This window comes from Oligoflexus sp., assembly GCF_035712445.1.
Lineage (GTDB): Bacteria > Bdellovibrionota_B > Oligoflexia > Oligoflexales > Oligoflexaceae > Oligoflexus.
Window position 1 is genome coordinate 1 of sequence record NZ_DASTAT010000062.1, and the last position, 22385, is coordinate 22385.

The 22385-nt window shown below is 54.4% G+C and carries 18 protein-coding genes; 9 read left to right on the forward strand and 9 right to left on the reverse strand.

Annotation, left to right across the window (positions count from 1 at the left end):
- Positions 1-49: 49 nt before the first annotated feature.
- The 3 genes from VFO10_RS12565 to VFO10_RS12575 form a co-directional block, all read right to left on the reverse strand.
- Positions 50-730: a hypothetical protein gene (locus VFO10_RS12565; protein ID WP_325140605.1), complete on the reverse strand. Its 681-nt coding sequence runs from the start codon at positions 728-730 to the stop codon at positions 50-52.
- 99 nt (positions 731-829) lie between these two features.
- Positions 830-2155, reverse strand: a complete 1326-nt coding sequence (locus VFO10_RS12570; RefSeq protein WP_325140606.1) for a TonB-dependent receptor domain-containing protein — start codon at positions 2153-2155, stop codon at positions 830-832.
- A complete protein-coding gene (locus VFO10_RS12575) occupies positions 2043-2897 on the reverse strand; it encodes a TonB-dependent receptor plug domain-containing protein (RefSeq protein ID WP_325140608.1) in 855 nt (284 codons plus the stop codon). Before VFO10_RS12575 ends, VFO10_RS12570 begins: the two co-directional genes overlap by 113 nt.
- Positions 2898-3041: 144 nt before the next feature.
- On the opposite strand from VFO10_RS12575, the gene VFO10_RS12580 reads away from it, so the two are divergent.
- Positions 3042-3986, forward strand: a complete 945-nt coding sequence (locus VFO10_RS12580; RefSeq protein WP_325140610.1) for a hypothetical protein — start codon at positions 3042-3044, stop codon at positions 3984-3986.
- 18 nt (positions 3987-4004) lie between these two features.
- On the opposite strand, the gene VFO10_RS12585 is transcribed toward VFO10_RS12580, so the two are convergent.
- Together VFO10_RS12585 and VFO10_RS12590 are read right to left on the reverse strand one after the other, a co-directional pair.
- Positions 4005-5369 (reverse strand): cytochrome P450, encoded by a 1365-nt coding sequence (locus tag VFO10_RS12585; RefSeq protein WP_325140612.1) that lies wholly within the window; start codon positions 5367-5369, stop codon positions 4005-4007.
- A 467-nt stretch (positions 5370-5836) separates the two neighbouring features.
- A complete protein-coding gene (locus VFO10_RS12590) occupies positions 5837-7909 on the reverse strand; it encodes an adenylate/guanylate cyclase domain-containing protein (RefSeq protein WP_325140614.1) in 2073 nt (690 codons plus the stop codon).
- Between the two features lie 258 nt (positions 7910-8167).
- Between VFO10_RS12590 and VFO10_RS12595 the strand changes: the two genes are divergently transcribed.
- From VFO10_RS12595 to VFO10_RS12610, 4 genes are all read left to right on the forward strand, one after another.
- Positions 8168-8488, forward strand: coding sequence for a hypothetical protein (locus VFO10_RS12595; RefSeq protein WP_325140615.1), 321 nt, complete (start codon positions 8168-8170; stop codon positions 8486-8488).
- Entirely contained in the window at positions 8485-9126 is a 642-nt protein-coding gene (locus VFO10_RS12600) for a DsbA family oxidoreductase (protein ID WP_325140617.1), read from the forward strand. The genes VFO10_RS12595 and VFO10_RS12600 overlap by 4 nt, the downstream gene beginning before the upstream one ends.
- Positions 9123-10979, forward strand: coding sequence for a sodium:proton antiporter (locus tag VFO10_RS12605; protein WP_325140619.1), 1857 nt, complete (start codon positions 9123-9125; stop codon positions 10977-10979). The genes VFO10_RS12600 and VFO10_RS12605 overlap by 4 nt, the downstream gene beginning before the upstream one ends.
- Before the next feature lie 325 nt (positions 10980-11304).
- Complete coding sequence (locus tag VFO10_RS12610) at positions 11305-11490, forward strand: hypothetical protein (protein ID WP_325140623.1); 186 nt, start codon at positions 11305-11307, stop codon at positions 11488-11490.
- Positions 11491-11526: 36 nt separating this feature from the next.
- Here the strand turns inward: VFO10_RS12610 and VFO10_RS12615 are convergent, their stop codons facing one another.
- The 3 genes from VFO10_RS12615 to VFO10_RS12625 are packed head-to-tail and all read right to left on the reverse strand — an operon-like array spanning position 11527 to position 13886.
- Complete coding sequence (locus VFO10_RS12615) at positions 11527-12315, reverse strand: transporter substrate-binding domain-containing protein (RefSeq protein ID WP_325140625.1); 789 nt, start codon at positions 12313-12315, stop codon at positions 11527-11529.
- A gap of 9 nt (positions 12316-12324) precedes the next feature.
- A complete protein-coding gene (locus VFO10_RS12620) occupies positions 12325-13110 on the reverse strand; it encodes a substrate-binding periplasmic protein (RefSeq protein ID WP_325140627.1) in 786 nt (261 codons plus the stop codon).
- A complete protein-coding gene (locus tag VFO10_RS12625; protein WP_325140629.1) occupies positions 13107-13886 on the reverse strand; it encodes a transporter substrate-binding domain-containing protein in 780 nt (259 codons plus the stop codon). Before VFO10_RS12625 ends, VFO10_RS12620 begins: the two co-directional genes overlap by 4 nt.
- Before the next feature lie 388 nt (positions 13887-14274).
- Between VFO10_RS12625 and VFO10_RS12630 the strand changes: the two genes are divergently transcribed.
- The 4 genes from VFO10_RS12630 to VFO10_RS12645 all read left to right on the forward strand — a co-directional run bounded on the left by VFO10_RS12630 (position 14275) and on the right by VFO10_RS12645 (position 21160).
- Positions 14275-16707, forward strand: a complete 2433-nt coding sequence (locus VFO10_RS12630) for a TonB-dependent receptor plug domain-containing protein (RefSeq protein WP_325140630.1) — start codon at positions 14275-14277, stop codon at positions 16705-16707.
- A gap of 12 nt (positions 16708-16719) precedes the next feature.
- Positions 16720-17496 carry a hypothetical protein gene (locus tag VFO10_RS12635; RefSeq protein ID WP_325140632.1) on the forward strand — a complete coding sequence of 259 codons (777 nt, stop codon included), beginning with the start codon at positions 16720-16722 and terminating at the stop codon, positions 17494-17496.
- Positions 17497-17729: 233 nt separating this feature from the next.
- Positions 17730-19964, forward strand: coding sequence for an ATP-binding protein (locus tag VFO10_RS12640; protein ID WP_325140634.1), 2235 nt, complete (start codon positions 17730-17732; stop codon positions 19962-19964).
- A gap of 11 nt (positions 19965-19975) precedes the next feature.
- Positions 19976-21160 (forward strand): phospholipase D-like domain-containing protein, encoded by a 1185-nt coding sequence (locus tag VFO10_RS12645; protein ID WP_325140636.1) that lies wholly within the window; start codon positions 19976-19978, stop codon positions 21158-21160.
- Here VFO10_RS12645 and VFO10_RS12650 read toward each other — a convergent pair.
- A complete protein-coding gene (locus VFO10_RS12650) occupies positions 21138-22259 on the reverse strand; it encodes a hypothetical protein (protein WP_325140638.1) in 1122 nt (373 codons plus the stop codon). The two genes, VFO10_RS12645 and VFO10_RS12650, sit on opposite strands and share 23 nt — an antisense overlap.
- Between the last annotated feature and the right edge of the window lie 126 nt (positions 22260-22385).

Genomic DNA, 22385 nt, shown 5'->3' on the forward strand with positions numbered 1-22385 from the left:
ACTGAGGCGCGTGCACTCAGCAGGAGCAGGATCAGCCCCAAAATAGTTTTCATCGTATTCCCCCTTTTTCATCCAGACGATAAACGATCGTAATCGGTTCACCCGGTTCCGGCGCGGAGGCATTAAGAGCTTTTCCGTAAATACAGAGTCCATGCTTCTTTTTGGCTTGAGGATCGACCACAAAGCGCAGTTCGTTCGTGGCATCAGGCGTGAGGCGCAGCTTTCTGATACGAGCGGGATCCTTCAGTCTCCACACATAAAAGCGGCCCACACCGTTGTCGGGCACGACGGTCTGCCGTCCGACTTCCGTGCCGTTGATCAGCAGCGTGACGTCGCTCGTTTCATCCGCTTTGCCTTGTGATTGGGATTCCGCACTCAGGCGGGCCTTGATTTCCAGGGTCCTGGGCATCATCTCCGTGCCGGTGAAGCGATAGGAAAAAGATCCATCCTGATCGCCTCCATACGCATGCTCATAATTTCCGCTCTGATCCCAAAAACCATAGCGATCAAAACCCGGCTTTTCGAAATGCTCAACAGCGAGCGACACACGAATTTCATGATCGCGGCGTTCCACGTTTTCGGCCCTTTGGATTTCCTCGTGCTCGTCCACCGGCAGAGCCCATCCACCCCGAATCACAGGCTGAGAAAGGTTCGGAGGCGGAGCGTCCGAGATTATGGTTCCGGTCTGTGTGCAGCTGATTAATAGAAAAAGATAAAGGGAACGCCACATCTTCTGCTTTCCTCCTTTTCTCAGGAGTATACTCAGGATGCGCGGCGCTCCTAGCAGTATCCGCGGCTTGCATTCATTCACCCACGCGGGCTGAATAAATTAAATCCCGGTCTGCAGAGCCAGCTTCCAAATTTCTGGAGGCCCAAGGACAAGCTGGCCGCCGGCTGCAGAGACCCAGGTGCGCGGCTGGCCGATGTTTTTCACCAGAGCCTGCACGAAAAGTGGACGTTCCCCGACGCGCATCGAATATTTCAGCCCCGCATCGACCCGCGTCCAGGGTTTCAGTTCGCGCGTGTTCGCAGCATCGACGGATTGTTTGCCGAAATGATAGAGAGAACCCGAGACATTCCAATTATCGTTCCACTGATAATCAAGGGTCAGGGGCAAGGTCAGGCTCGGCGCACCGGGCGCATTCTTATTCCGGAGCGTCTCCACACGCACTATCTTTGCATCCAAAAGCAGCAGGCCGACCTGGAGCGTGAGTCGGTCCTCGATGAGACCGCTGGCATTGAGTTCAAGGCCCCGGTTGCGCTGCAGTCCATTCTGGAGATAGACGTTGGTTTCGGCGTCCAGATATTCAAGGCCGCGACGAATTTCAAAAAGGGCAGCCGTGAGGAAGAGGCCCGATATCTCGTTTGATTTCAGGCCCAGTTCCACCTGATGATTGCGAACCGGCGGCATGATTTCATTCGTGTTGGCGGCCGTGGCGGGGGCTACGCCTCCGCGCTCCAGACCCTCGGCATAGGAGAGATAGGTCAGCGTCCGTGGACTCATTTGATAGCTGACAGCTCCAAAAGGTGTGGTGCCCTCATCTTTCCGATGCAGGGTCTTCTCTCCGCTGCTCACGTTATAACTGTCGGAACGGAGAAGACTGTCTTTGATGCCCAGTAGAAGACTCCACTCATCGTTCAGCTGAATATCATCACTCAAGGCCTGGGTGCTGGCATGGACCTCGCTGCTGCGGCCCCGGCCGGTTACATTCAGCGCCGGACGCTCGGTATAGATCGGTTGGTAAAGATTCGAAGGAATCGGTGCCAAGGCCTCGCCTTCAGCCGTTATGAAGGTAAAACCATTCTCAAGGGAGGCCAGTGTCAGATGATGAGTCCAGGGGCCGCTCGTGAGCGTGTGGCTCAGAAAAACATTTCCGCCGAATACAGGTTTGTAGCGTGTGCCTTCCGCGAAATAAGTGGGACGCAGGAGCATGTCGCCATCTTCGCTGCGAATAAGTCCCGTGCCCGAGGACAGGATAGGGCGGCGCCTGATTCCGTAAAGCCCCTGCACGAAGAGCTTCCATTCGGGTGCGAAGTTCCATTCAAGCGACCCGTAGCCGTAATTCCATTCCTGCTCCAGCCAGGTCCATTTTTGAAAATGATTGCGGATGAGGCGCCTTGGGCACAGGCACGCCCGAGGCCAGGACGAAGGCATTCTGATAGCCCTCGCTCCGCACCCGCATCTGGTCATAACCCAGCACCAGTTCCGCACTGTCGCTGAGTTTATGCCTTAAAGATAGGGCAATGACGTCCCGCTCATCGCGTCCTTCGTAAAAAGTTCGGCCTCTTTCCGAAGCCAAATTCAGACGAACGGCCGTTCGATCACCTAGACTCCGATTCAAATCAAGGTGCCCACTCACGATACCGAGTTCGCGCCCACCGAGTGTGAGAGTGCTGCGATTATCCTGAAAAGGTAGCTTCGGCACGATGTTGACAGCGCCGCCCACGGCGGCATTCGGAGAAAAACTTCCGAGTCCGGCCGAAGGACCTTTGATCACCTCCAGACGATCCACGCTATAGAGCTGCCCAAGTGAGCCGGAAAAAAGAGCCCCAGGTCCCATTCCATAAAAACTGATCGCATCCGCGCCTGAATGGAAGCCGCGGAAGCTGAGATTGAAGGCCGAAAATCCACCGGCCGTCGCAACATTGGTCAGCGCAGGATCACGCCGCAGAACCTGATTGACTGTGACGTCGGACCCCATGCGGTCGCTGTCAAAGACCTGGATGGAGAAGGGGGTTTCGGTCAGCGGTCTTGACCCCAGAACACCGTTAAACGTATCGACGGCCGTACGCTTTCCGCTGACCACGACGGTTTCATCACCTGTTTCGGATGCCGACTCCCCCTTGGCCAAGGGAGCCCATGCGATGATGGGAATGAGAATGCTGCCTATTTTCATGCTGTCCTCCTCCTGGAGGCGGCCATCCTAGTGCATGCGACTGGGACTGAAAAGGGGATTCTTTCCCAATCGTTAGGATTGCGGCTTGGAGTTTTTGAAGAAAACACCGATCCACGTTTACCATCTTGGTGTCAGGAGTTCTTCATGCCCAATTTTAAATATGCTCTTTTGCTGATGCTCATCACCCCTATGAGTTTCGCCAAACCCCAAGCCGACGCGACGGTCCCCTATGAAACCTACCCCTATGATGGCAGTGGTTTTGAACGTCATCCTGAGCTGCATAAGGAATGGGCGGATCTGCGGGAACAGTGGAAAGGCAAGGTCGCTCCGGCCGAGGCTTTGAAACGCCAGATGGAATTGATGGAGGCCCTTGCCAAACGGGAGCCCAAGTGGATCGACGGCTATTGGATCGCGTCCGATGCGGCCTTTCAATATGGTAATAGTTTTAAAGATAAAAAGGATTTTCCTTTAGCAAAAGCGGCTTTCCTGCGCGGCAAAGCCTTTGCTGAAGCCTGTTTGAAAATGCGGCCCGACAATCCCCTCTGTAAATTCTATTTGGGTGTGAACCTTGGCAAGATTGCGAGCATCGAAGGCATCTTCGCCTCGCTTAAAAACGCCAAGGTCGTGGAGAAACTCTGGCTGGAAACGGTCAACTCCAAATTCCAGCATAAGTTCGGTCCCAATACGTCACTGCAGGGTGCAGCCCGCTATGCGCTCGGCATGTTCTATCGTCTGGTGCCCGACCTTCGCATTCTGAAGTGGCTCTTCGATGTGAAAGGCGATCTGGGCGAATCGGTGAAATTTCATACGGAAGCCTTCACCTACGACGAGCCCAATGTCTGCACGCGCACCATGCTGGCCGTCGCCCTGATCTGCAAAGGCAACAGCGATTTTTCCACGCCCGACGGCAAAGCTGGACGGGAGCAGCTCCGGCAGGCGAAAAAACTGCCGGTCAGCTCGGCCCTTTATGCCTCGTGTGCGAAGGACCTTGATCGTCTGGAGCAGGATCCCAAGCTGGCCTGTGGTTATGAAACCTCGCGGCAGCAGGAAACCAGTGAAGAGGAATTCAAAAAGCAGCAGGATGACTGATTCATCCTCCGCCGCACCTTATTGCATCATGCCGCCCATCGCTTCGCGCAGAGGCGGCGACCCCGGAAACGCGAAATCAGAACGCTGCGGATAGCCATCAAACGAGACAGCGCCCTGCTCTTCACTCACAGGCTGAGTGAGGCCTTGGATGTTGCTCATGATGAATTTGCTGCGAGGAATGGCTGGCATGCGGGAAAAATCAAGACTCAGATCCTGCGCCGGCACGTCATAGATCATGGTATTGGTCAGAAGATGCGCCGATCGCTTTAAAAGTTCAACCGTGATCCACTCACCGGGGCAGCGGTGGCCTTTCACGACATCCCCTGCGCCTTGGGCCACGAGGCTGAAAAGATTGATCTCGTTTTCCAAAAAGCGTTCCGGGCGGAAGGCCTCGGGGTCTTTCCAGATGTCGGCATCATGATTGGTGCCATAGATATCAAACAGAACCAAAGCGCCTTCCTTGAAAGAATAGCCCTGCCATTCGAAATCGCGGGTGGGTTTGCCAGCGACCATGGGAAAAAACGGATAGAAACGCCGAACTTCCTGGGCGAATGCTTCCAAATACTGGCTGTCTCCCTGCATTAGACGAGCCCGGCATTCCGGGTAAACCTCCAGTGCATGGGCTGCGAACACCACATACCAGGCCACGGCCACCGTGGGCCTCAGGATATTGATGAGTTCGACCGTTGCGGTGTCGACATCCAGCAACTCACCCTGGCGATCGCGGTGCCAGGCAATGGCCTCAAGAGGTGAGGCCTGGGCATTTTCCTTCTGAGTCTCACGAATGCCGCTGATAAGCTTTTGTCCCCAGCGCTCGGTTTGATTGCGCAGGAACATGCCCCACCAGTTGCGCAGGCCCACCGATCCCGCCCCGCTGATCATCGATGAAAATTCCACGCGTCTTAATTTCGACTGGGCTTCGGTCATCGGCACGCCAGCCCAAATGCAGACCGCGCGGGTGAGGATATCCTGGGCTTCGGTCAGAAGAAGAATCTGATCCTTATCCTTCCACTTCTCCATCTGGAGCAGCCACTGCTCGGCAAAGATATCGGAGAGTTTTTGCAGACTATCCGGCTTCATCATGGAAAGGAACATCTGCTTTCTCTGCTGGTGATCCTCGCCATCCAAAGTCTGCACGCTGCCGACGTCCTGCAGAAGTTTCAGAACGGTGGGCGGCATCGCGCCTTTGCGAGTGAAACGATCGGGTTCATAAAATAGGCGGCTCGCTTCTTCACCCTGCATGCAGATGGCTTTCTGCAGCATCACGCGGGTTTCAAAGATCCTGCTCTGGTGTTGCTTGCAGCGTTTGGAAATGAAACGATAGGCGTCGCTGAGCAGCTCCACGGTGCTGTCCAGGCTCTTGTCCTGTGGCATGTCTCGCATATTTTTCCCTATAGTCAGGATGGAGGAAGGGCACGCGGGGGCGCCCCTAGTGTTCAGGGATGATTGACAAAGAGAGAAGCCAACTCAACAGTGGAGGGAGAAGTTTCCGTTTTTTTATAATTCAAGGGGGGAATTGCTCACCCCTGCATCGGGGCATGGCCCAGCGCCGCATGAAAATAAGTCGAGGCCGTGCGAATGCGAATTTTTCTTGCCAGGATGGGCCACAAGCAGCTGCGAGTCGCGCTTGCCATACGCACGGTGCCCTTCTTATAGAAATAATAATCCCCGTCTTTTCGCAGGTTGGCCAGGATCTGCGTCGCATCCTCATCCGACCAGTCGCTCAGAACAACGACGGCGTCCTTGTCAAGAGTCGGGGCGGACAGGCAGCCACGGGGTCATCCTACGTCTGACACCTTATTCGGAGGAGCTTTCGTGTTTGTGACTAAAATCTTCAGCGCGGCTACGAGTCAGCTCGCAACCTCGACCCCTTTGTCGTCTTTTTCATCCGCCTCCAGCTGCCACGGATAGGTATAGACGACCAAAGGTTTCCCGCTCGTTTCCGCCACGAGTTCACCGACCATTTCGCAGTCTCCTTTGAAGAACTGCGCAAGGGATTCCGTCAGCAGTATCTGCCCGGGCTCGGCATGTTCCTGCAGGGCGGCTGCCAGATGAACCGTGGACCCCACGGCGGTATATTCCTTGCGACTTTCCGATCCAAAGGCCCCGACCACGGCTTCACCCTGACAAAGTCCAAGGCGCATGGTGATCGACACACCGAATTCCTTTTTCCAATCCGCATTCAAATCCTTGAGCGCCTGCATCATTTCGATGCCGCAGTGCAGCGCACGGACGGCCTGTTCCTTGCCAGCCGTTTTATGCGGCACTCCAAAGATCACCGATACACCCTGGGACATGTATTTATCCAGCATGCCCTCATGATCAAAAATAATCCCGGACATACGGGAATAATATTGATTCAGGAGCCGGGTGACCCTTTCCGCGCCCAGTTTATCGCAGACCTGACCCAGATCAACAAGGTCAGCGAACAGCACAGTCACAAGGCGCGAGTGGGAACTCTCATCAAGAGTCGATCGGCCCAGCATGAATTCCTCGACCATCTTCGGCGGAAAGGAACGCTGCAGCGTCTGGGTTTCGAAGTCGGCTTCCAGCTTTCGTATGGTGCGGTTTTTCCGATAGACGGCGACGATGCATACCAAGGACAGGGCAAGCGAAAGCCCCATCGCCCATGACGAATAGGACATCAGGCTGCTTTCTTCATCCGCCAGCCCCTCATCATCACCGGCAAAGCCAAGTTCGCGACGCGCGGCAAGGCTGGCCTTCTTTCCTTGGCGATTCCATTCGCTATCCAGGTAGTAGTATTCAATTTGATAGCGGAAGGCCTTGTCAAAACTCTGGTTGGCGAAGGACAGCTGCGACAGGTTCTTTTTCAGCTCCACGCGCAGGTAAAGCGGTGTATTCGCAATCTCTTCGACGAGTTCCTCGGCCCGGGTCAGATTGGTTTTGGCCTGCTCATATTTCTTCAATTCCAATTCCGCGGTGCCGGCCGCGATGCTGGCGCTGATTGTTCCCAGATCATGGCTGCCATGCAGAAAGGCAATCGCTTCGAGCGCCACGGTTTCCGCTTCGGCGAATTTTCTGAGGCGATTCAGGGCATGGGCCAGGAGCGCCCGCGATTGACCGCCGATACCGGGATCTTCGATTGCCTGAGCCGCGCTGATGCCAAGCTCCATATATCCGATGGCCTTTTGCAGCTCTTCGGTGGAGGCCCTTCCTTGGAAGACGGTATTGGCCGCATAGTTATAGGTGGTCTGGGCCAGAAGATGACGTCGACCGACGCGTTTGAAATACTGCGTGGCCTCCTGAAAAAGCTCCTCGGAGTTTTTCCGCGTGTCGCCATCATCCATCAGGATCAAGGCGATGCTGCCATGAATCGCTTCGCGGCGGAACTCACTGATTTCCTGCTTTTCCTTCAGGATAAGCTTGGCCTGATTCGCATATTTTCGGGCCGCAGCCCGGCGGCCATGGGTACTGAGCGAATTGGCAATCTGACTCAAGCGAATCAGAGCGACGTCGGTCGGCGCATTCTTGAAAATAAAGTTGAGAAGTTTGAGTTCCTCGACCAGGAAGGCATCGAAGTTTTGAGCAAACTTGATCTGATTGATGAGGGATTGAAAAATGTCGTATTCCTGCCAGGCACGGATCTGCCGCGCCATCTGCAGAGCGTCGTCCACATCTTTCTTATATTGGGACGCTGTGGTGCCGCGATCCTCGCCCACCTCGGCACTGGCCAGGAAAATGGTCGCCAGAATCTTCACCCATTGATCAGGAACCTTGCTCCTGTCCATTGTGGCAAAAGTTTGTCGCGCCCATTCATTCACGCGCCGGGGATGATCGGCGATTTCATATTCCAGCTCGGTCAGGGTCATCCCCGGATTCAACTCGCTGGCCTTGGCTGCATGACCTGTTCCGAGGCCGTACAGAAGGAAGATAAGATGGAATAAGAGGCTGCGCTTTTGCATAGACCCTCGCTTGTCCTGATTCGAAGCCGACTTCTGTTTGTCGACCCAAAGCGCATTTTCCGAAGGGGGTCATTTATACCTTTCTGGAAATATGCTAAAAAGACCAAGAATTATGCTTTGTTAAAAAGAGATTAAGATCCGTTTAGAGGACAAAAGGACTGACTCCGAATCAGAACTTTGACTTTCATTCCATCTTGCGTACCTTATTCATAGGGCTCCGAACTCTTGGGGTCTGGTTTGGAAGGAGAGGGCGGGGCTATGGAAAAAATAGGATCATGGATAGGTTCGGCCAAGCAAATGGCCCAGAATGCTATCAAGGATAAGCTCGAATTGGGTTCGGCCTTGTCGGGTCAAATTCTTTTGAGCATGCTGCACGACGCTTTCATCGAGATGCCCGAAGCGAAGCGAGAAGAACTTTTCCAGGTGATGGAGTCGGTGTTCCTGCAGTATAAGTCCCAGGGCAAATTCGATTTTGAAGGGGTCTGGCAGCAGACTGTTCGCAACGCTCTGATCCAGGAACTGGCCGGCAACGTCAGCCGGAACCTGATCAAGGCCATCATCAGCAAGGCACGCATGTGAATACGATAGAAATCTGGTCGGATATCCTTTGTCCTTTTTGCTACATTGGCAAGCGGCGCTTTCAGGCGGCGCTGGATGCCCTGCCCCAAAAGGAACAATTCACAGTCACCTGGCGGAGTTTTGAACTCGATCCCCAAGCCCAGCGTGATTACGATCTCGGCATCCATGAGCTTTTAGCGCGAAAATATGGTCGCTCTTTGGAATGGGCTAAGGAGATGAATGCCAACATGGAAGAACAGGGTCGACAGCTCGGTCTTGAGTTTCATATGGATCGTATCGTTCCCACCAATTCCTTCGACGCCCATCGCCTCATGCACCTGGGAAAAAGCCTTGGCCTGCAGGACGCTGTCAGCGAAAAACTCTTTGCGGCCTACTTCACCGAGGGTCGTCACATCGGAAGAAAAGAGACTCTGCTCGCGATCGCGCAGGAAGCCGGCCTGGACGCGGCCCGGGCGCAGACCATGCTGGATTCGGATGACTTCACCGAGGCCGTGCGGCAGGACGAGAATGAAGCGCAGCTTTTTGGTTTGACGGGTGTGCCGGCCTTTGTTTTGAATCGCAAGTATCTGATCTCGGGCGCGCAACCGACGGAAATCTTCACGCAAGCTTTGCAAAAACTCGTAGGTGAGCCCGGATGAGTCTGAGCGTTCCTTTGATGCTATCGCTGGCCCTCTTGATCGGAGTTATTTGTCAGATTATCGCGCGCTTTTTGCAGCTGCCTGGCATAGTCCTTTTTTTACTGGCCGGTGTTGCCTTTGGTCCGGATGGACTGGGGGTGATCGATCCCGTGACGCTGGGTTCGCGCACGACCGAGCTGATTGGAATGGCGGTAGCCGTGATTCTTTTCGAAGGCGGCATGCTGCTCCGCATGGATGCGATGAAGCGCAATGCTGTCGTCATTCGACGGCTCATTACCTCGGGCGCTGTACTGACAGCCATTGGCGGAACATTCGCTGCGCGTTTGATCATGGATTGGAGCTGGTCTCTGAGTTTTCTCTTCGGAACCCTGATCATAGTCACAGGTCCGACCGTCGTCACTCCGCTTTTGCATCGCATCGGCATCCGGCGTAATCTTCAGACCATACTGCAGGCCGAGGGTGTGCTGATCGATCCGGTCGGGGCTTTGATCGCGGTGATTGGACTTGAAGTCGTGATCAGCGGCGCTCCGATGGATGCCGCCATCGGTTTCGCGGACCTCGGCTTCCGACTGGCCTTCGGAGGTGTGGCTGGAGCCTTGGGTGGGATGGCTTTGGTCTGGATTCTGCGGCGGCCGCATATCGTTCCCGATGAATATGCCAACATCTTGACTCTAGCTTCCGCGCTCGTCATTTTTCAAGCGAGCAACGCGATCTTTCATGAAAGCGGGATCATGACGGTGACGATCGCCGGCGTGGTCGTAGGAAACGGCAAACTTCCCACGCGGCATAAAATGCTCGAATTCAAGGAGCAGCTGACGCTCCTCCTGATCGGACTTTTGTTTGTGGTGCTGACCGCTTCCATCCGTCTCGCCGATATAGTGGAACTTGGCTGGGCCGGAGTCTTTACCGTGCTGAGTGTCATGTTTATCGTGCGGCCCATCGTTGTGATCTGGAGTTCCTGGGGCACCAAGCTGGGCAAACGGGAGCGACTTTTCATGTCCTTCCTTGCGCCGCGAGGGATTGTGGCCGCGGCGGTAGCCTCACTTTTTGCCACGCGACTTGCGGAAAATGGTCTAAGCGGTGGCAATCAGCTTCGGGCTTTGGTCTTTCTCGTGATCGCGACCACTGTGATCCTGCAGGGCCTTAGCGCTGATTTCGTGGCCGGATTCCTGGGTGTGCGTCGGCCGCGGAATAACGGTTATGTGATTCTGGGCGCGCATCGACTCGCGCGGGCGCTGGCGCAGAAGCTCATGGAAGGTGATCAGGATGTGGTCCTGCTCGATCGAGATGACCGCAAATGTCGCGAGGCCGAACGCGATGGGCTGCGCATCATACATGGCAATATCATGGAAGAGTCGGTTTTAAAAAGGGCCATGGTGGATACGCGGCGCGGGGTCATCGGTCTTGTTAATAACGTCGGTGTGAATCTGGAGGCTTTGCGGAAGGTGCTGCAGCTATCCAAGGCCCCCCGGCTTTATCTGACGCAAAAAAACCGCGATGTCGATCACGAGACCTTGCGGAGCCTTATGGCGGTCGAAGCCTTCGGCCAGCCTGTGGATGCCGTTTATTGGAGCCATCTTCTGGATCGGCAGCAGGTGGAGTTGGTGACCCTCGTTCCAAAGCCGGGTGCCAGCGGCCAGGCATCCATTCAAAAGCACTGGCAGGATAAAGCCTATGCGGTCCTGCCGTTGACCGTCACCCGCGCCGGACAGATCGAACCCTACGCATCGGATGTGGACCTCGCCAGCTGCTCGGAATTGACCATTCTTCTGCATAGCCTTTCCTCGACGGAAATCCTTCAGGAGATCCTGCAGGACGGTGCCTGGCAACAGCCCGTGGGAACCAACGCCTGAACCGAGGTGGAAACCTCGCTCGGAATGCCCAAGGATCAATCAGCCTTTGTCACAAGTTGCGGCACCCCGTCAGACGCCATTTATTTCGCGTCTGAGGGGGCTGTGAAAACCATTGAGCTTTGCCGGGTTTCCCATGAGTGCGACTTATGCGAAATTCGAACGAGTTAATTTGACATGATATAGCTGGACAGCACCCAAATTGCATGCAATATATGCGTAGGCTGGATGGACAAGGAACGCCATCATTAATGATTCCCGTAGGTTGCCTTATTGTCCAGAATTTTTCGACGGATACACAGGCGCCTCCGATGAAGGACTATCCTCCATGAAAAGTTTGATGATGTCTCTGGCTCTTGTGATCGTGTCCACCGCTTGTACCACTGTTGGCAGCACCTCGACGGTTGCCAAGGACGAGGCTGGCGAAACCAAAAAAGATGGCGACGAAGAAGGTCTTCGCAAGGAAAGACAGCAGGCTCTGCTGGAAGCTTTGGAAGGCAAAAGCGCCAAGTAAGGTTCGCTCGGCGGTCGACCTTCGGGTCGGCCTGCCTCATTCCCGCGGAAAGTCGTCAAGCGATTCGTAGCCGGTCATCGCCTTCTTCCCTTCCGCTGATTCCTCGAACATCACCGAATCCTTCCAGATCTTTTCACAGAATTCCTTATGATTTTCATAGAAAGCCTTGGAAAAGGTGAAGTAGTAGTCGTTCATCTTGAGCGGTCCTTCATACTTCCGAAGTCCCATATTCAGCTTTTTGTTGATGCGATTGGAATGCAGCGCAAGGCCATCGAGCTGCTTTTCCATGAGCCTTGTATACATCGCGTCCACCGATTTGAATGTTTCCACGCTCGCGCCGGCTGCCTTCAATTCCTCGTTGATCGAATAACCCTCGCTGCTGCCGATACGCAGGCCTTTCAGAGTGCCGAGATTGGTCCCGTCCCAGGGCAGAACCTTGTCCTGCCTGGAATAAAGAAAATAGCCCGACTGCTTGAAGATGGTCCGGGTATCCACGGTTCCATCGGGGAGTTTCGGATAGACGGCCCAGTCCTCGCGATCGGTCCTATAGCTGACGATTCCATAGGCATCCACGCTGCCTGCTTTCATCAGGACGCGGCAGGCGGTGGGCGGGCGCCGCATCAGGTTCAGCTTCACGCCATGCTTCCGGCTTACGTGGCGCGCGAATTCAACGAGAATCCCCGGGTATTTCGAGTCTTCCAGGCCGGGTTTGTTATAAAGCGGATAGATGGCTTTGTCTTCCAGACAGAACCTGATTTCCGTCGGCGCGGCGGCATGGGCAGGGCCGGCCAAAGTCAGAAGGCTAAGGAGGAGCATGATGCGCATGGGAGGCTCCTATTTCCAGGCACAGGGCTGTTCGTATTTTTTGTAAAGACCGCAGACTTCACCGGATTTACGCATACCCCGAATGCAGTCTTCAAGCTTTTGGATGAAGGCGGCGCGATCCGGGATGCGCGGTGAATTCTTCGAGACGGCTATGAAATAATCAGCTTTCTGGATTTCAAGGTCCATCAGCTTTATTTTATCCAAAAGTCCAATGCGTTTGGCAACCCAAAGGATGGTGGAGTCGGTCGAGACAAAGATGTCGATGCGATTGGCATCGAGCTTTCGGATATTGAATTCCTCTTTGGAACTTTCATCGAGCCGCTGCGCGGACTTCCGCTTCAAGACGTAGTCATAGAATTCTTTGGAATAGCGGAGGCCGATCGTGTGCCCCAGCCGGTACGGATCGAAGTCCTTGATGGATTTTATGGAATAGTTGCTGTCCGCACGGACGATTGGAATATAGCGGGAGGTGAGCATCACTTCCTTGCCGAAGTCCATGACCTTTTCCCGTTCTTTTTTATAGGAAAAGATGTTGATGTCCAGGGTGCCCTGTTCCATCCCCACCTGCATGCGTTCGATCGGCTGGTGTTTGAATTCAAAAGGCATCTGCAGGCGCGCCGAGCATTCTGTCAGGATTTCCTTCATAAGGCCGGGGGGATTGTCGGGGCGGCCGGCGAAGAAATAGGGTGGCCACTCGGGATCGTTGATCACGATGGGCTGCTGCTTATGTTCCTGGGCCTTTGCGAGCCCGTTGAAAGCGAGGCATCCTGTGACGGCGAAAAGCAGCAACCTCATGGAAAGTTCTCCAGTTTCTCGTATTTACTGATGGCCGCCATGCCCTCCGCTGACTTCAGATAGCGGGCGGCCTCTTTCCAGATCAGATCGGGGAGGGCGGGATATTTTTCCTGGAAGTGTTTGGAGAATTGAATGAAGTAGTCCTTGGTCTTGAGCGGCGGCTCGTATTTGTGAAGGAGGATCCGGTCGCTGATGCGATTGATCATGTCGTTATTCACGGCGACGGCGTCAATGTCGTTTTTCTGAAGTCGGCTGATCATTCCATCCAGGGATTTGAAGGTCTCAACCTTCACCCCGGCGTGAATCAGGTCGCTCACGATCGAATACCCATCAATCGCGCCCAGTCTTTTGCCTTTGAGACTGCTCAGGTTGCCATCCCACGGCAGGCTTTTGTCTTTGGTCGTATAAAGGAAATAGCTGGTCCGAATAACCGCCCGGTCGCCATCCGGTTCACCATTTTTCATGGGAAAAAGACCGATTTTCTCCCGCTCGGCGTTGTGACTCAAAAGGCCCACAGCGTCGACCTCGCCCTTTTCAAGCAGGACGGTGCAGGCGGTTTGCGGGCGTCTCATCACTTTGATATCGAGGCTGCTTTTGGATTTGAGGTGAGCTATGAGATCGAACACAAAGCCCGGATGGGTGGATTGCTCGGTTCCTGCTTTGTTATAGAAGTAGAATGATGGCTTATCGTCCAGACACCAACGGACCACCTGGGCCGGGGCGGCTGGGAGCGGGCCGCTGGAAAGGGCTAGGAATAGGAGAGTGTGGAAACGCATAGGTCTGCCTTTGATGGAATGCGACTTCTTTTTTTGAGATTAGCATGGATCGGGAGGGTGGGGGGACGGCAGTAAATACCTCTTCGCACAAAAAACACTGGATAGGTCGTCTTTCTCGCTCAGGAAATACATTGGTTTTGTCGATTGCTCAAACTTTCCTGGTCTGCATGAAAGTACCAGACAAGCTTTATAAAGCAGAGTACAATTTTTCATTGCAATTCTTTCATGTATTTCGAGGCCAGGGAGGGTTATGAAACGATTTGCGGTTCTAGTTCTGCTGAGCGGAGTGACGACCAGATTGGCGATTGCGCAGGAGGGGTCAGCACCGGAATCGACAGACAATCAGGTCAAGAAGGAGTCTGCGTCAGAGCCCAGGAAAGGGGAGCGCATGGAGGTCCTCGGCACCCACATCAAAAGAATTGATGTGGAAGGACCTTCGCCCGTGACGACCATAGAACAGGAGCAGATCAAGCAGTCCGGAGCTGAGTCGATTGGTGACGTTCTGCGCGATGATGCTTTGAATATTTTCGGTTCCCGCCGCGAGAAATCCGGCGGCAACTTCTGGAGTGAATCGAGCGTGGAGCTCCGTGGACTTGGTCAGGCCCGGACTCTGGTTCTTCTGAACGGGAAACGGCTTCCTCGCGGCGGCAACTGGTCGGTTGATCTTAATATCATCCCGATTGCAGCTGTGGAACGTGTTGAAATTCTGCGCGATGGGGCCTCGGCTATCTATGGCACGGATGCGCTCGGCGGGGTCGTGAACATCATCACCAAGAAGAACTTTGACGGTTCGGCCGCCACCATAAAAGCTTTGGTGCCCCAGGATCCAGGAGGTCAATCCAAGACGCTTTCCTATTACCAGGGGGTGCAGCTGGATAAGACCCAGATCTCTTTCATGTTGAATTTTAGAGATACGGATACGGTTCACTGGAACCAGCGGAAAGATATTCTTGACACCAGCAAGGCCTACACCGATGGTGGTATGCCTGGCAACTATGTTGACGCTCGCGGTTACGACAAGGCCTTCCCCAATTGCCCAGAATCCAACATCGTGGATTCCAAGTGTGTGGATCGCTATTGGGAAGATAGTATCCTTCAGCCGTCGATACAGACCTTGAGTTTTGTCAGTAACTTTACACATCGTTTGACAGATGACCTTGAAGTCTTTGGACGCGCTATTGTCAGTCGAAAGAACTCGGAGTATCAATGGGGGCCGGTCCAGCCCAAGAACTTCTTTAAGGTCAGCAAAGCAGCTGCGGTCAAGATGGTTGAAGGGCTTCAGATCAATGGCGTCGACTATTCCACAATTTTCGATGCCGCGCGTAGCGACCGACCGATAACGTTAAAATTTGCCGTTGAAGAGGCTGGTCCACAGAAGCGTGAAGGCGTCGCTGATCTTTTCGGTTTGGGCCTAGGTGTCAAAGGGCCGATCTGGGACGATTTTGAGTGGGAAGTCTTTGTTGCGGCAGACAGAACCCAGCAGCGTGATACTCAAACCAATGGCGCGATCAAAAAGTCCGAGCTGATCGCGAAGATGGAAGCCGGAACTTACAACCCCTTTAAGGAATATGGCGAGCGCGGGGCGATTGACGACATTGAATTCAAGCCATGGGCGGAAGTGGAAAGCGGTTCGCGTGAGGTGAATGCGAAAATCAGTGGGCCACTGTTCGAACTGCCCGCAGGAACTGTTCAAGGAGCGGCCGGCGTGATCGGCGTGAATGAATACTTCAATGCCGACCGTGATCCTCAGTTGAATGAGAAAGAAGCCGATGGCACTGACTTTGATGGTGCGGACTTTACCGGCTTCACAGGTACGGGCAATCGCCTTGTAACCTCGGCCTATGCTGAAGTGAGTGTGCCTGTCATCGAGCGTATGGAACTCCAATTGGCCGCCCGTTTCGATGAATACAGTGATTTCGGAAATACCTTGAATCCCAAGATCGGCTGGCGCTATGCACCCGTCTCCTGGGCTTATCTGCGCTTTTCAGGCGGTCGCGGATTCCGTGCGCCGACTCTCGATGAACTCTATCGCGATGAATATCCTCAATTCGTGACGTTTACAGATGCGAAGACCGGGAGTTCGATGAGGATGTATATCAAGGGAGGTGGCAACAAGGACCTGTCTCCTGAGCGCTCCGAAGCGATCAGCTACGGACTGGGTCTGGAGCCTTTCGCGTTTATGTCCGTAACCGCTGACTACTGGCGTATGAACCTCATTGATCCCATCAGCTTCTCGGCGATGGCGTCCCTCACCCAGGCGGAGGCCAATGGCTATGACGTGAGCCGCTTCGCAACGATCACACGCGACCCTATCACCAAGGATATCCTGGACGTGGTCGCTCCTTATCAGAATATGGGACGCAAGGAAGTCGCCGGTTACGATCTCACATCTGTGCTTACCCAAAAAACCAATGGCTTTGGAACCTTCCGCCTGCGTTCCAACCATAGTGTGATGCTGAAGTATAAGACCAAGGATTGGCCTCTTGATGAGCTGACCGATCGTAAAGGTTATGGTGGTAGTCCTCGCTGGCGAAACAATTCCAGCCTGGGCTGGTCTTTTGATGAATACTACGCCTCGCTTTCGGCTAACACCACGGCCGCCCAGAAGAGTGATCCAAACCGTCAGAACTGGGTGAATTACTATACGGAATATTCAAGTTATCTGAAGTACAGAGCCCCATGGAAAGGCGAGCTTTCCTTCGGCATCGTGAACCTGGATAACCGCAAGCCTCCTCAAAACGACCGTCAGCCTGATATTAATGCCAGACTCTACAGTCTTTTGGGAAGGCGCTTCAATCTTGAATATACGCAGAATTTTTAATCGGGGATGAGCATGAAAATATTCCATATTCAAGGCATTGCGACCCTTTTGAGTCTACTGGCCCTATCCTGTGGGAAGCTCGAAGAAAAGGATCAGAGTGTCCCGCGTGCGCCGATTGCCGATGTATCCGGGACCGGCATTGAAGCTATTTGGACCTATTGGACGGATTCCAATGCGTCCGCAACCTTTCCGACTCCCATCCAGGTGACAAACGCGCGAGTCACGTTTGTAGGAACTCGCGAATTTTTTGTACAGGAATCGGCGTCGGGGCAAGGCGTCCATGTTTATTCAACTTTGGGCAATAACACAGCTCCGACAGGTGTCGATCGATTGCCGGAAGTGGGTGATGTCGTCAGCTTCGGTGCCGTGAAGTGGACGTCTTTTCGCGGCGAGCGGGAGGTGACTGAGGTCACGGGATGGACCAAGGGAGAAAAGCGTTCGATTGACGACTTGATTTCTGAGGGCGATTCCATTGACTGGGATACGGCTTCTGCCCCCAATCTGAACAAAATCTTTCGGATTACGGCGAAGATCATGGACAGCCCCTGCAAGGCGGCGGGATCGTCACTCGTGAACTGGACGTTAAAGACTGCCGGCTATTCCGGTTCCGCGTTAATCCTAAGAACGACATGCAATACAGCGGCACTGGCCTGGGTTGCCGGGGTGTGCGTGAAGGTGGTGGGACCCATCTCAGTTTTTACGAACAACGGTGTCACGTCTTACCAGCTCCAGCATATACTTGCGGATGAGCCTGTTACCACGATCGCCTGCCCAACCGAAATTCAGTGATACCCTCGATGCCCGCCTTCTACGGCGGGCCTTTTTTTGATGACTTGTCATGGACTTGTGAATCAGGGCGAAGATTCGTGCAGGCCATGTTTGGTGATCAAGAAAATTTGCGAAGAATAGTGACAGGGATCGCATATATGCGGTCAAGGTTCACTATTGATTGGTATTCACTCACTTAAGTTGTACAGCATTCACACCGAACCACGACCCATGGACCACCTTAGGGACAGGGTATGAATCGGACGAGCCTGACATTCCGCTTGAACGCGACGATCCTCGGAATCGTTTTGGTGATGACGTCCATGATGGTTCTGGCCTCATCCTATTACCTCTATCAAAGAACCATCCAGGACCTGCGCGCCGACGCGGAGCAGACGGCGAGTCTGGCTCAATTGTCCCTGGTGGACAGGCTTTGGGATTTTGACAGCGATGGTGTGAACGATATCGCGCGTTCGCTTCTGCTCGATGAAACCTTCGCCGTGGTCAGCATCCGCGACAAGAGCGGCCATATCCAGCTGAAGCTCCAGGGAAAGGGCTTTGAACACGCGAATTTGGACCGATTCTCGGACGACGATTTCTTTCGCGTCTCCCGGCAGATCAGCAAAGGCACGGATGAGATTGGTCAGCTTGATGTTCTGGTGAGCACCCACATCGCCCATCAAAGAATCCTGGGCAACACCATGACCATTCTGATCGCCAGCATCATATTGAGCATCATCCTGACCGGTTCCATCTCGCTCGCTGCAGATCGCCTTATCAAACGGCCGATCTTCAAGCTGCGGAAGGAAACCGACGAGGTGATCAATGGTAACCTGCTCTCGCCCATAGACCTGTCGCGGGATGACGAGCTCGGAGCCCTGGCACGCGACTTCGCGCATATGCGTGATTCCGTGCGGGAAAAAATCGGCATCATCGAGCAGCAGAATTACAGCCTTGAACAGAAGGTGCAGGATCGGACCGCCCAGCTGGAGCAAAAAACCAAAGAGCTGACCGCCGTTTTCAAAAGTCTTCAGGAAGGCATCGTGACCTTTTCCCGGACGCAAAAGCTCGACCCGCAGCCGTCACCCTACCTTCTGGAAATCTTCGGTATTCCCAGCGTCGAAGGCCGCTCGCTGGGCGACCTCCTTTTCGCTACCCAAAAGTCCGATGCCACCGCCCAATGCCTTTCCGCATTGGATGCGATCCTTGGGTCCTCGGATCTGAATTTTGACTTCAATCGCTTTCTTTTGCCGCGCGATCATGTGATCACGGTCAACGGCCGCACCCGAGTCCTGGATCTCTCATGGTCGCCGGTGATCTCGGATGCCGGCACTGTGGAAAAGATGGTGCTCTGCGTTCGGGATATCACGGAAATTCAAGCCGTGCGCGCCCTGGCCCGCAGTAACCAGGAGACCGTGCGCTGCCTGCAGGAACTGATGAGCTGCGAAGCCAGCACCTATAATCTTTTCTTCGATGCCTTGCCTGGCCGTATCAGCAATATCCGCGAACTCATCCTTCTGAACAGCCAGGAGTCGGTACGGGATGCCATGCGCAGCCTGCACACCATCAAGGGCAATTCCCGGACCTTTGGCTTCTCGGCCCTGTCGGACAAGACGCACGAGATCGAAGGGCTTTTGAAGGAAGAACTTCAGGGCACTCCGGTGCTGCGCGATTCGCAAATGTTCATGAAGCAGCTCATTCGCCTTCAGGAGATCTACCAGCAGTATCAGGATGTGCGGTACAAGGTTCTGAAAATAGCCCAGGCCGAAATCAAGATCACCTTCGGCGATCTGATCGAGGAATTCCTGAAAGAACTCCAGGGCAAAGACAGCCCGGCCGCGCGGGAACTCAGCCGCCGCCTGAAAGGTGTATTCGGTCAGCAGGATCTTCGCATGGCTCTGGAAAGCATGGGCCAGTCGGCTCTGCCTTCGATCGCCCGGGATTGCCTGAAACCCATACCCAGGCTGAACGTCGCCGGCGATAACATCTACCTGCAGGCGGATCGTCTCACGCTCCTGAGCGATGTGTTCATGCACCTTTTCCGCAACAGCATGGATCACGGCATCGAAGCCCCGATGGAACGGGATCGGCTGAAAAAGCCGGCGCAGGGGCACATCGAGATCACGATCCATCACGACGAGGATCAACTTGAAATCATCTATCAGGATGATGGCCATGGACTCGACATTGCCCGGACTTCGGAAGTCATGCGAAAGCAGGGCATGCTGCCTCATGGTGCTCAGCCCTCGCGTCAGCAGCTGCAGAACGCGATCTTTGCCGATGGCTTTTCCACGGCGGAACGGGTCACCGCTGTTTCAGGGCGCGGCGTCGGCATGAGTGCCGTGCGCAGCATGATCCAGCATGAAGGTGGCTCCATCCACTGTGAGATTCTCGGTGGGGAAGACCTGCAGGACGGAACCGCGGCCCTGCGTTGGATCATACGCCTGCCGCTGGGAATCAAAAAGGATGCCTTGGCATCCGTATCATGACAGGTGATCCCATGAGTATCGTTCGCGTCGCAGGTCTTTTCGTTTCACTGCTATTCCTAGGCTGCTCGACTCTGCCCGATGCCTCTGATCCTGTGGCACAGATCCAGCTGGTCGAATCCTTTCCCTCGGAAACTGATCTGGGCAGCTCCGATCTTCCCAAAGCGGAAGCGGTGTGGATGGATATGATCAGCCGGGCACGGCAGACGATCGACGTCGGTCAATTCTATGTTCAGAATGTGCCACATTCCAGTTTGGATCGCGTGCTCAAATCCATGGAGGCCGCGACACAGCGTGGCATCAGGATTCGCTTTCTGGTGGATGAAGCCTTCGTGAAACGCTATCCCGATGATACCGGCAAGGCGGTGGAGGCCATCAAAAAATGGACGAATACGGAAGTCCGTATCACCAACCGCTGGGCCAAGACCGGCGGCATCCAGCATGCGAAATATTTCATCGTGGACGGACGTGACGCCTTTCTGGGCAGCCAGAACTTTGATTGGCGCGCGCTCGATCATATCAAAGAACTGGGTTATCGCTTCCGTTCCCCGCCCTTGGTCACAAGCCTCAGCGCTGTGTTCCAGGACGATTGGGACAAGGCCTTGGATAAGGACGCCGCGCAGGAGCTTGATCCCGAGAAATTCCAGCCCGCGGTGTGGAAAGATGCGGACGGAACCATCCATACGGTCAGCCTGAAGGTGAGCCCCAATCCCGACAGTAAAAATCCAGCCCTTTGGGATTTGCCGGCGCTCCTGGATATGATACGCAAGGCCAAAAGCCAGGTACGCATTGCGGCCATGCTCTATAAGCCTATATTTTACGACAAAAGAGCCTGGACAGAACTGGAATCCGTTTTGATCGAAGCGGCCCAGCGCGGCGTCAAAGTCCAGGTGATGGTGGATGCGAAAAACAAGGAGCAGTACTTCAAGGGCTTGATCGAAGGGGGAGTTCAGGTCGGATTTGTGAAAATCCCGACCCATAGCTCCGGCACGATACCCTATGCCCGACTCATTCATGCCAAATACATGGTCGTGGACGATCGCATGGCCTGGCTGGGAACGAGCAACCTCGAAGGCGACTACTTCTATAATTCCAGGAATATCAGCCTGCTTCTCGATAGCCCGCGTTTCGCCGCGTCCATGGGCAAGGTCTTCGACCGCTACTGGACCTCGCCCTTTACGGCTTTTTTAAAGCCTTAGCCGAGGCTTTGATCTGGACGGTGACCGGCAGGTGATCCGACTGTCCAGGCCCGCTGGCATTTTCCCAGGCTATGGGCAGCCCCTCGGCATCAGTCTGAAAATCAAAGCCCTTCACGAGAGCCACCGATTCGGGATCCATGGCCCATTTCCAGTTCGGGTGCTCCTTGCCTCCCTTCCAAACCATGATGGAATCCAAAAAGGACCATGACTCCTCTTTTTTGAAGTAATGCGTGCCCAGGCACTGCCGGCAGCCTTCCAGATGCGAGATCTGCCAATCCTTGGCGGCCACGGCCCTATAAAGACGGGAATCCTCTTTCGCATTGGTGTTGAAATCACCCCCTGCGATGACGACCTCGGCGCTTTCCGCTGCTTTCCTCGCGACTTTGTTGAGGGTTTCCATCGCTTCGATACGTTCCAGGAAAGGATGATAAGGCGCGGGGAAATGAATGCCGAAGGCGGTCAGGACCTCGCCACCCGGCAGCTTGAAACTCGCTTCCAGGATATCGCGCGACTGCGGTTTTTCGCCATTTCTGCGGCTATTCACAAAGTCCACCGGATGCAGGCGCGGCTCGCCCGTGCGTTCCAGGCGGGACAGCATCGCCGTATCAATGCCACGCCGATCGCTGCCTTCCAAGAGGATCCCGGGTCTATAATTGCAGGCACCCAGAAATTCCGTGCGCAGCCGCTCCAGGACCTTCAGATTCTCGACTTCGACCAGGATCAAAAGATCCGGGCATTTGCCATTATTCACGCTGCTCACGATTTTGCCAATGCGTTCGAGCTTGGTTTTCAGCTCGGTCTCATTCCAATCGAAGCTCTCGCATTCGCTCGTCCGCTGCTTGCTGCTGCTCGTCTCCGCGCAGCGTTTTTTATGATCGTCGGTTTTTTTTCGCTGGGCGGGCAGATAGGTCCAGTCGTCCTTGCCTTCGTCATGCTCGGTATCGAAGAGGTTTTCGACATTATACGACATAACGAAGATCGGCGCGGGCTGCTCGGGGGCAGGCTTTTTGGCTTTTGCGGCGGGCTTGGCCCCCATGAGGGCAGGGGCCAGCAGGGCGGGAATCAAGAGGCGTGGCATCCAGGTTTTCAGGAAATCCATGAGTTGTCCTATCTCCAGGTTCAAATTTCAAAATGAATATACAAGCAGGGACAGCTCTTGTCTTGAATTTCCACCTTCGCTTGAAATGAGAGGCGAAGGCTGGCATCATTTCTATGAAACTTAACG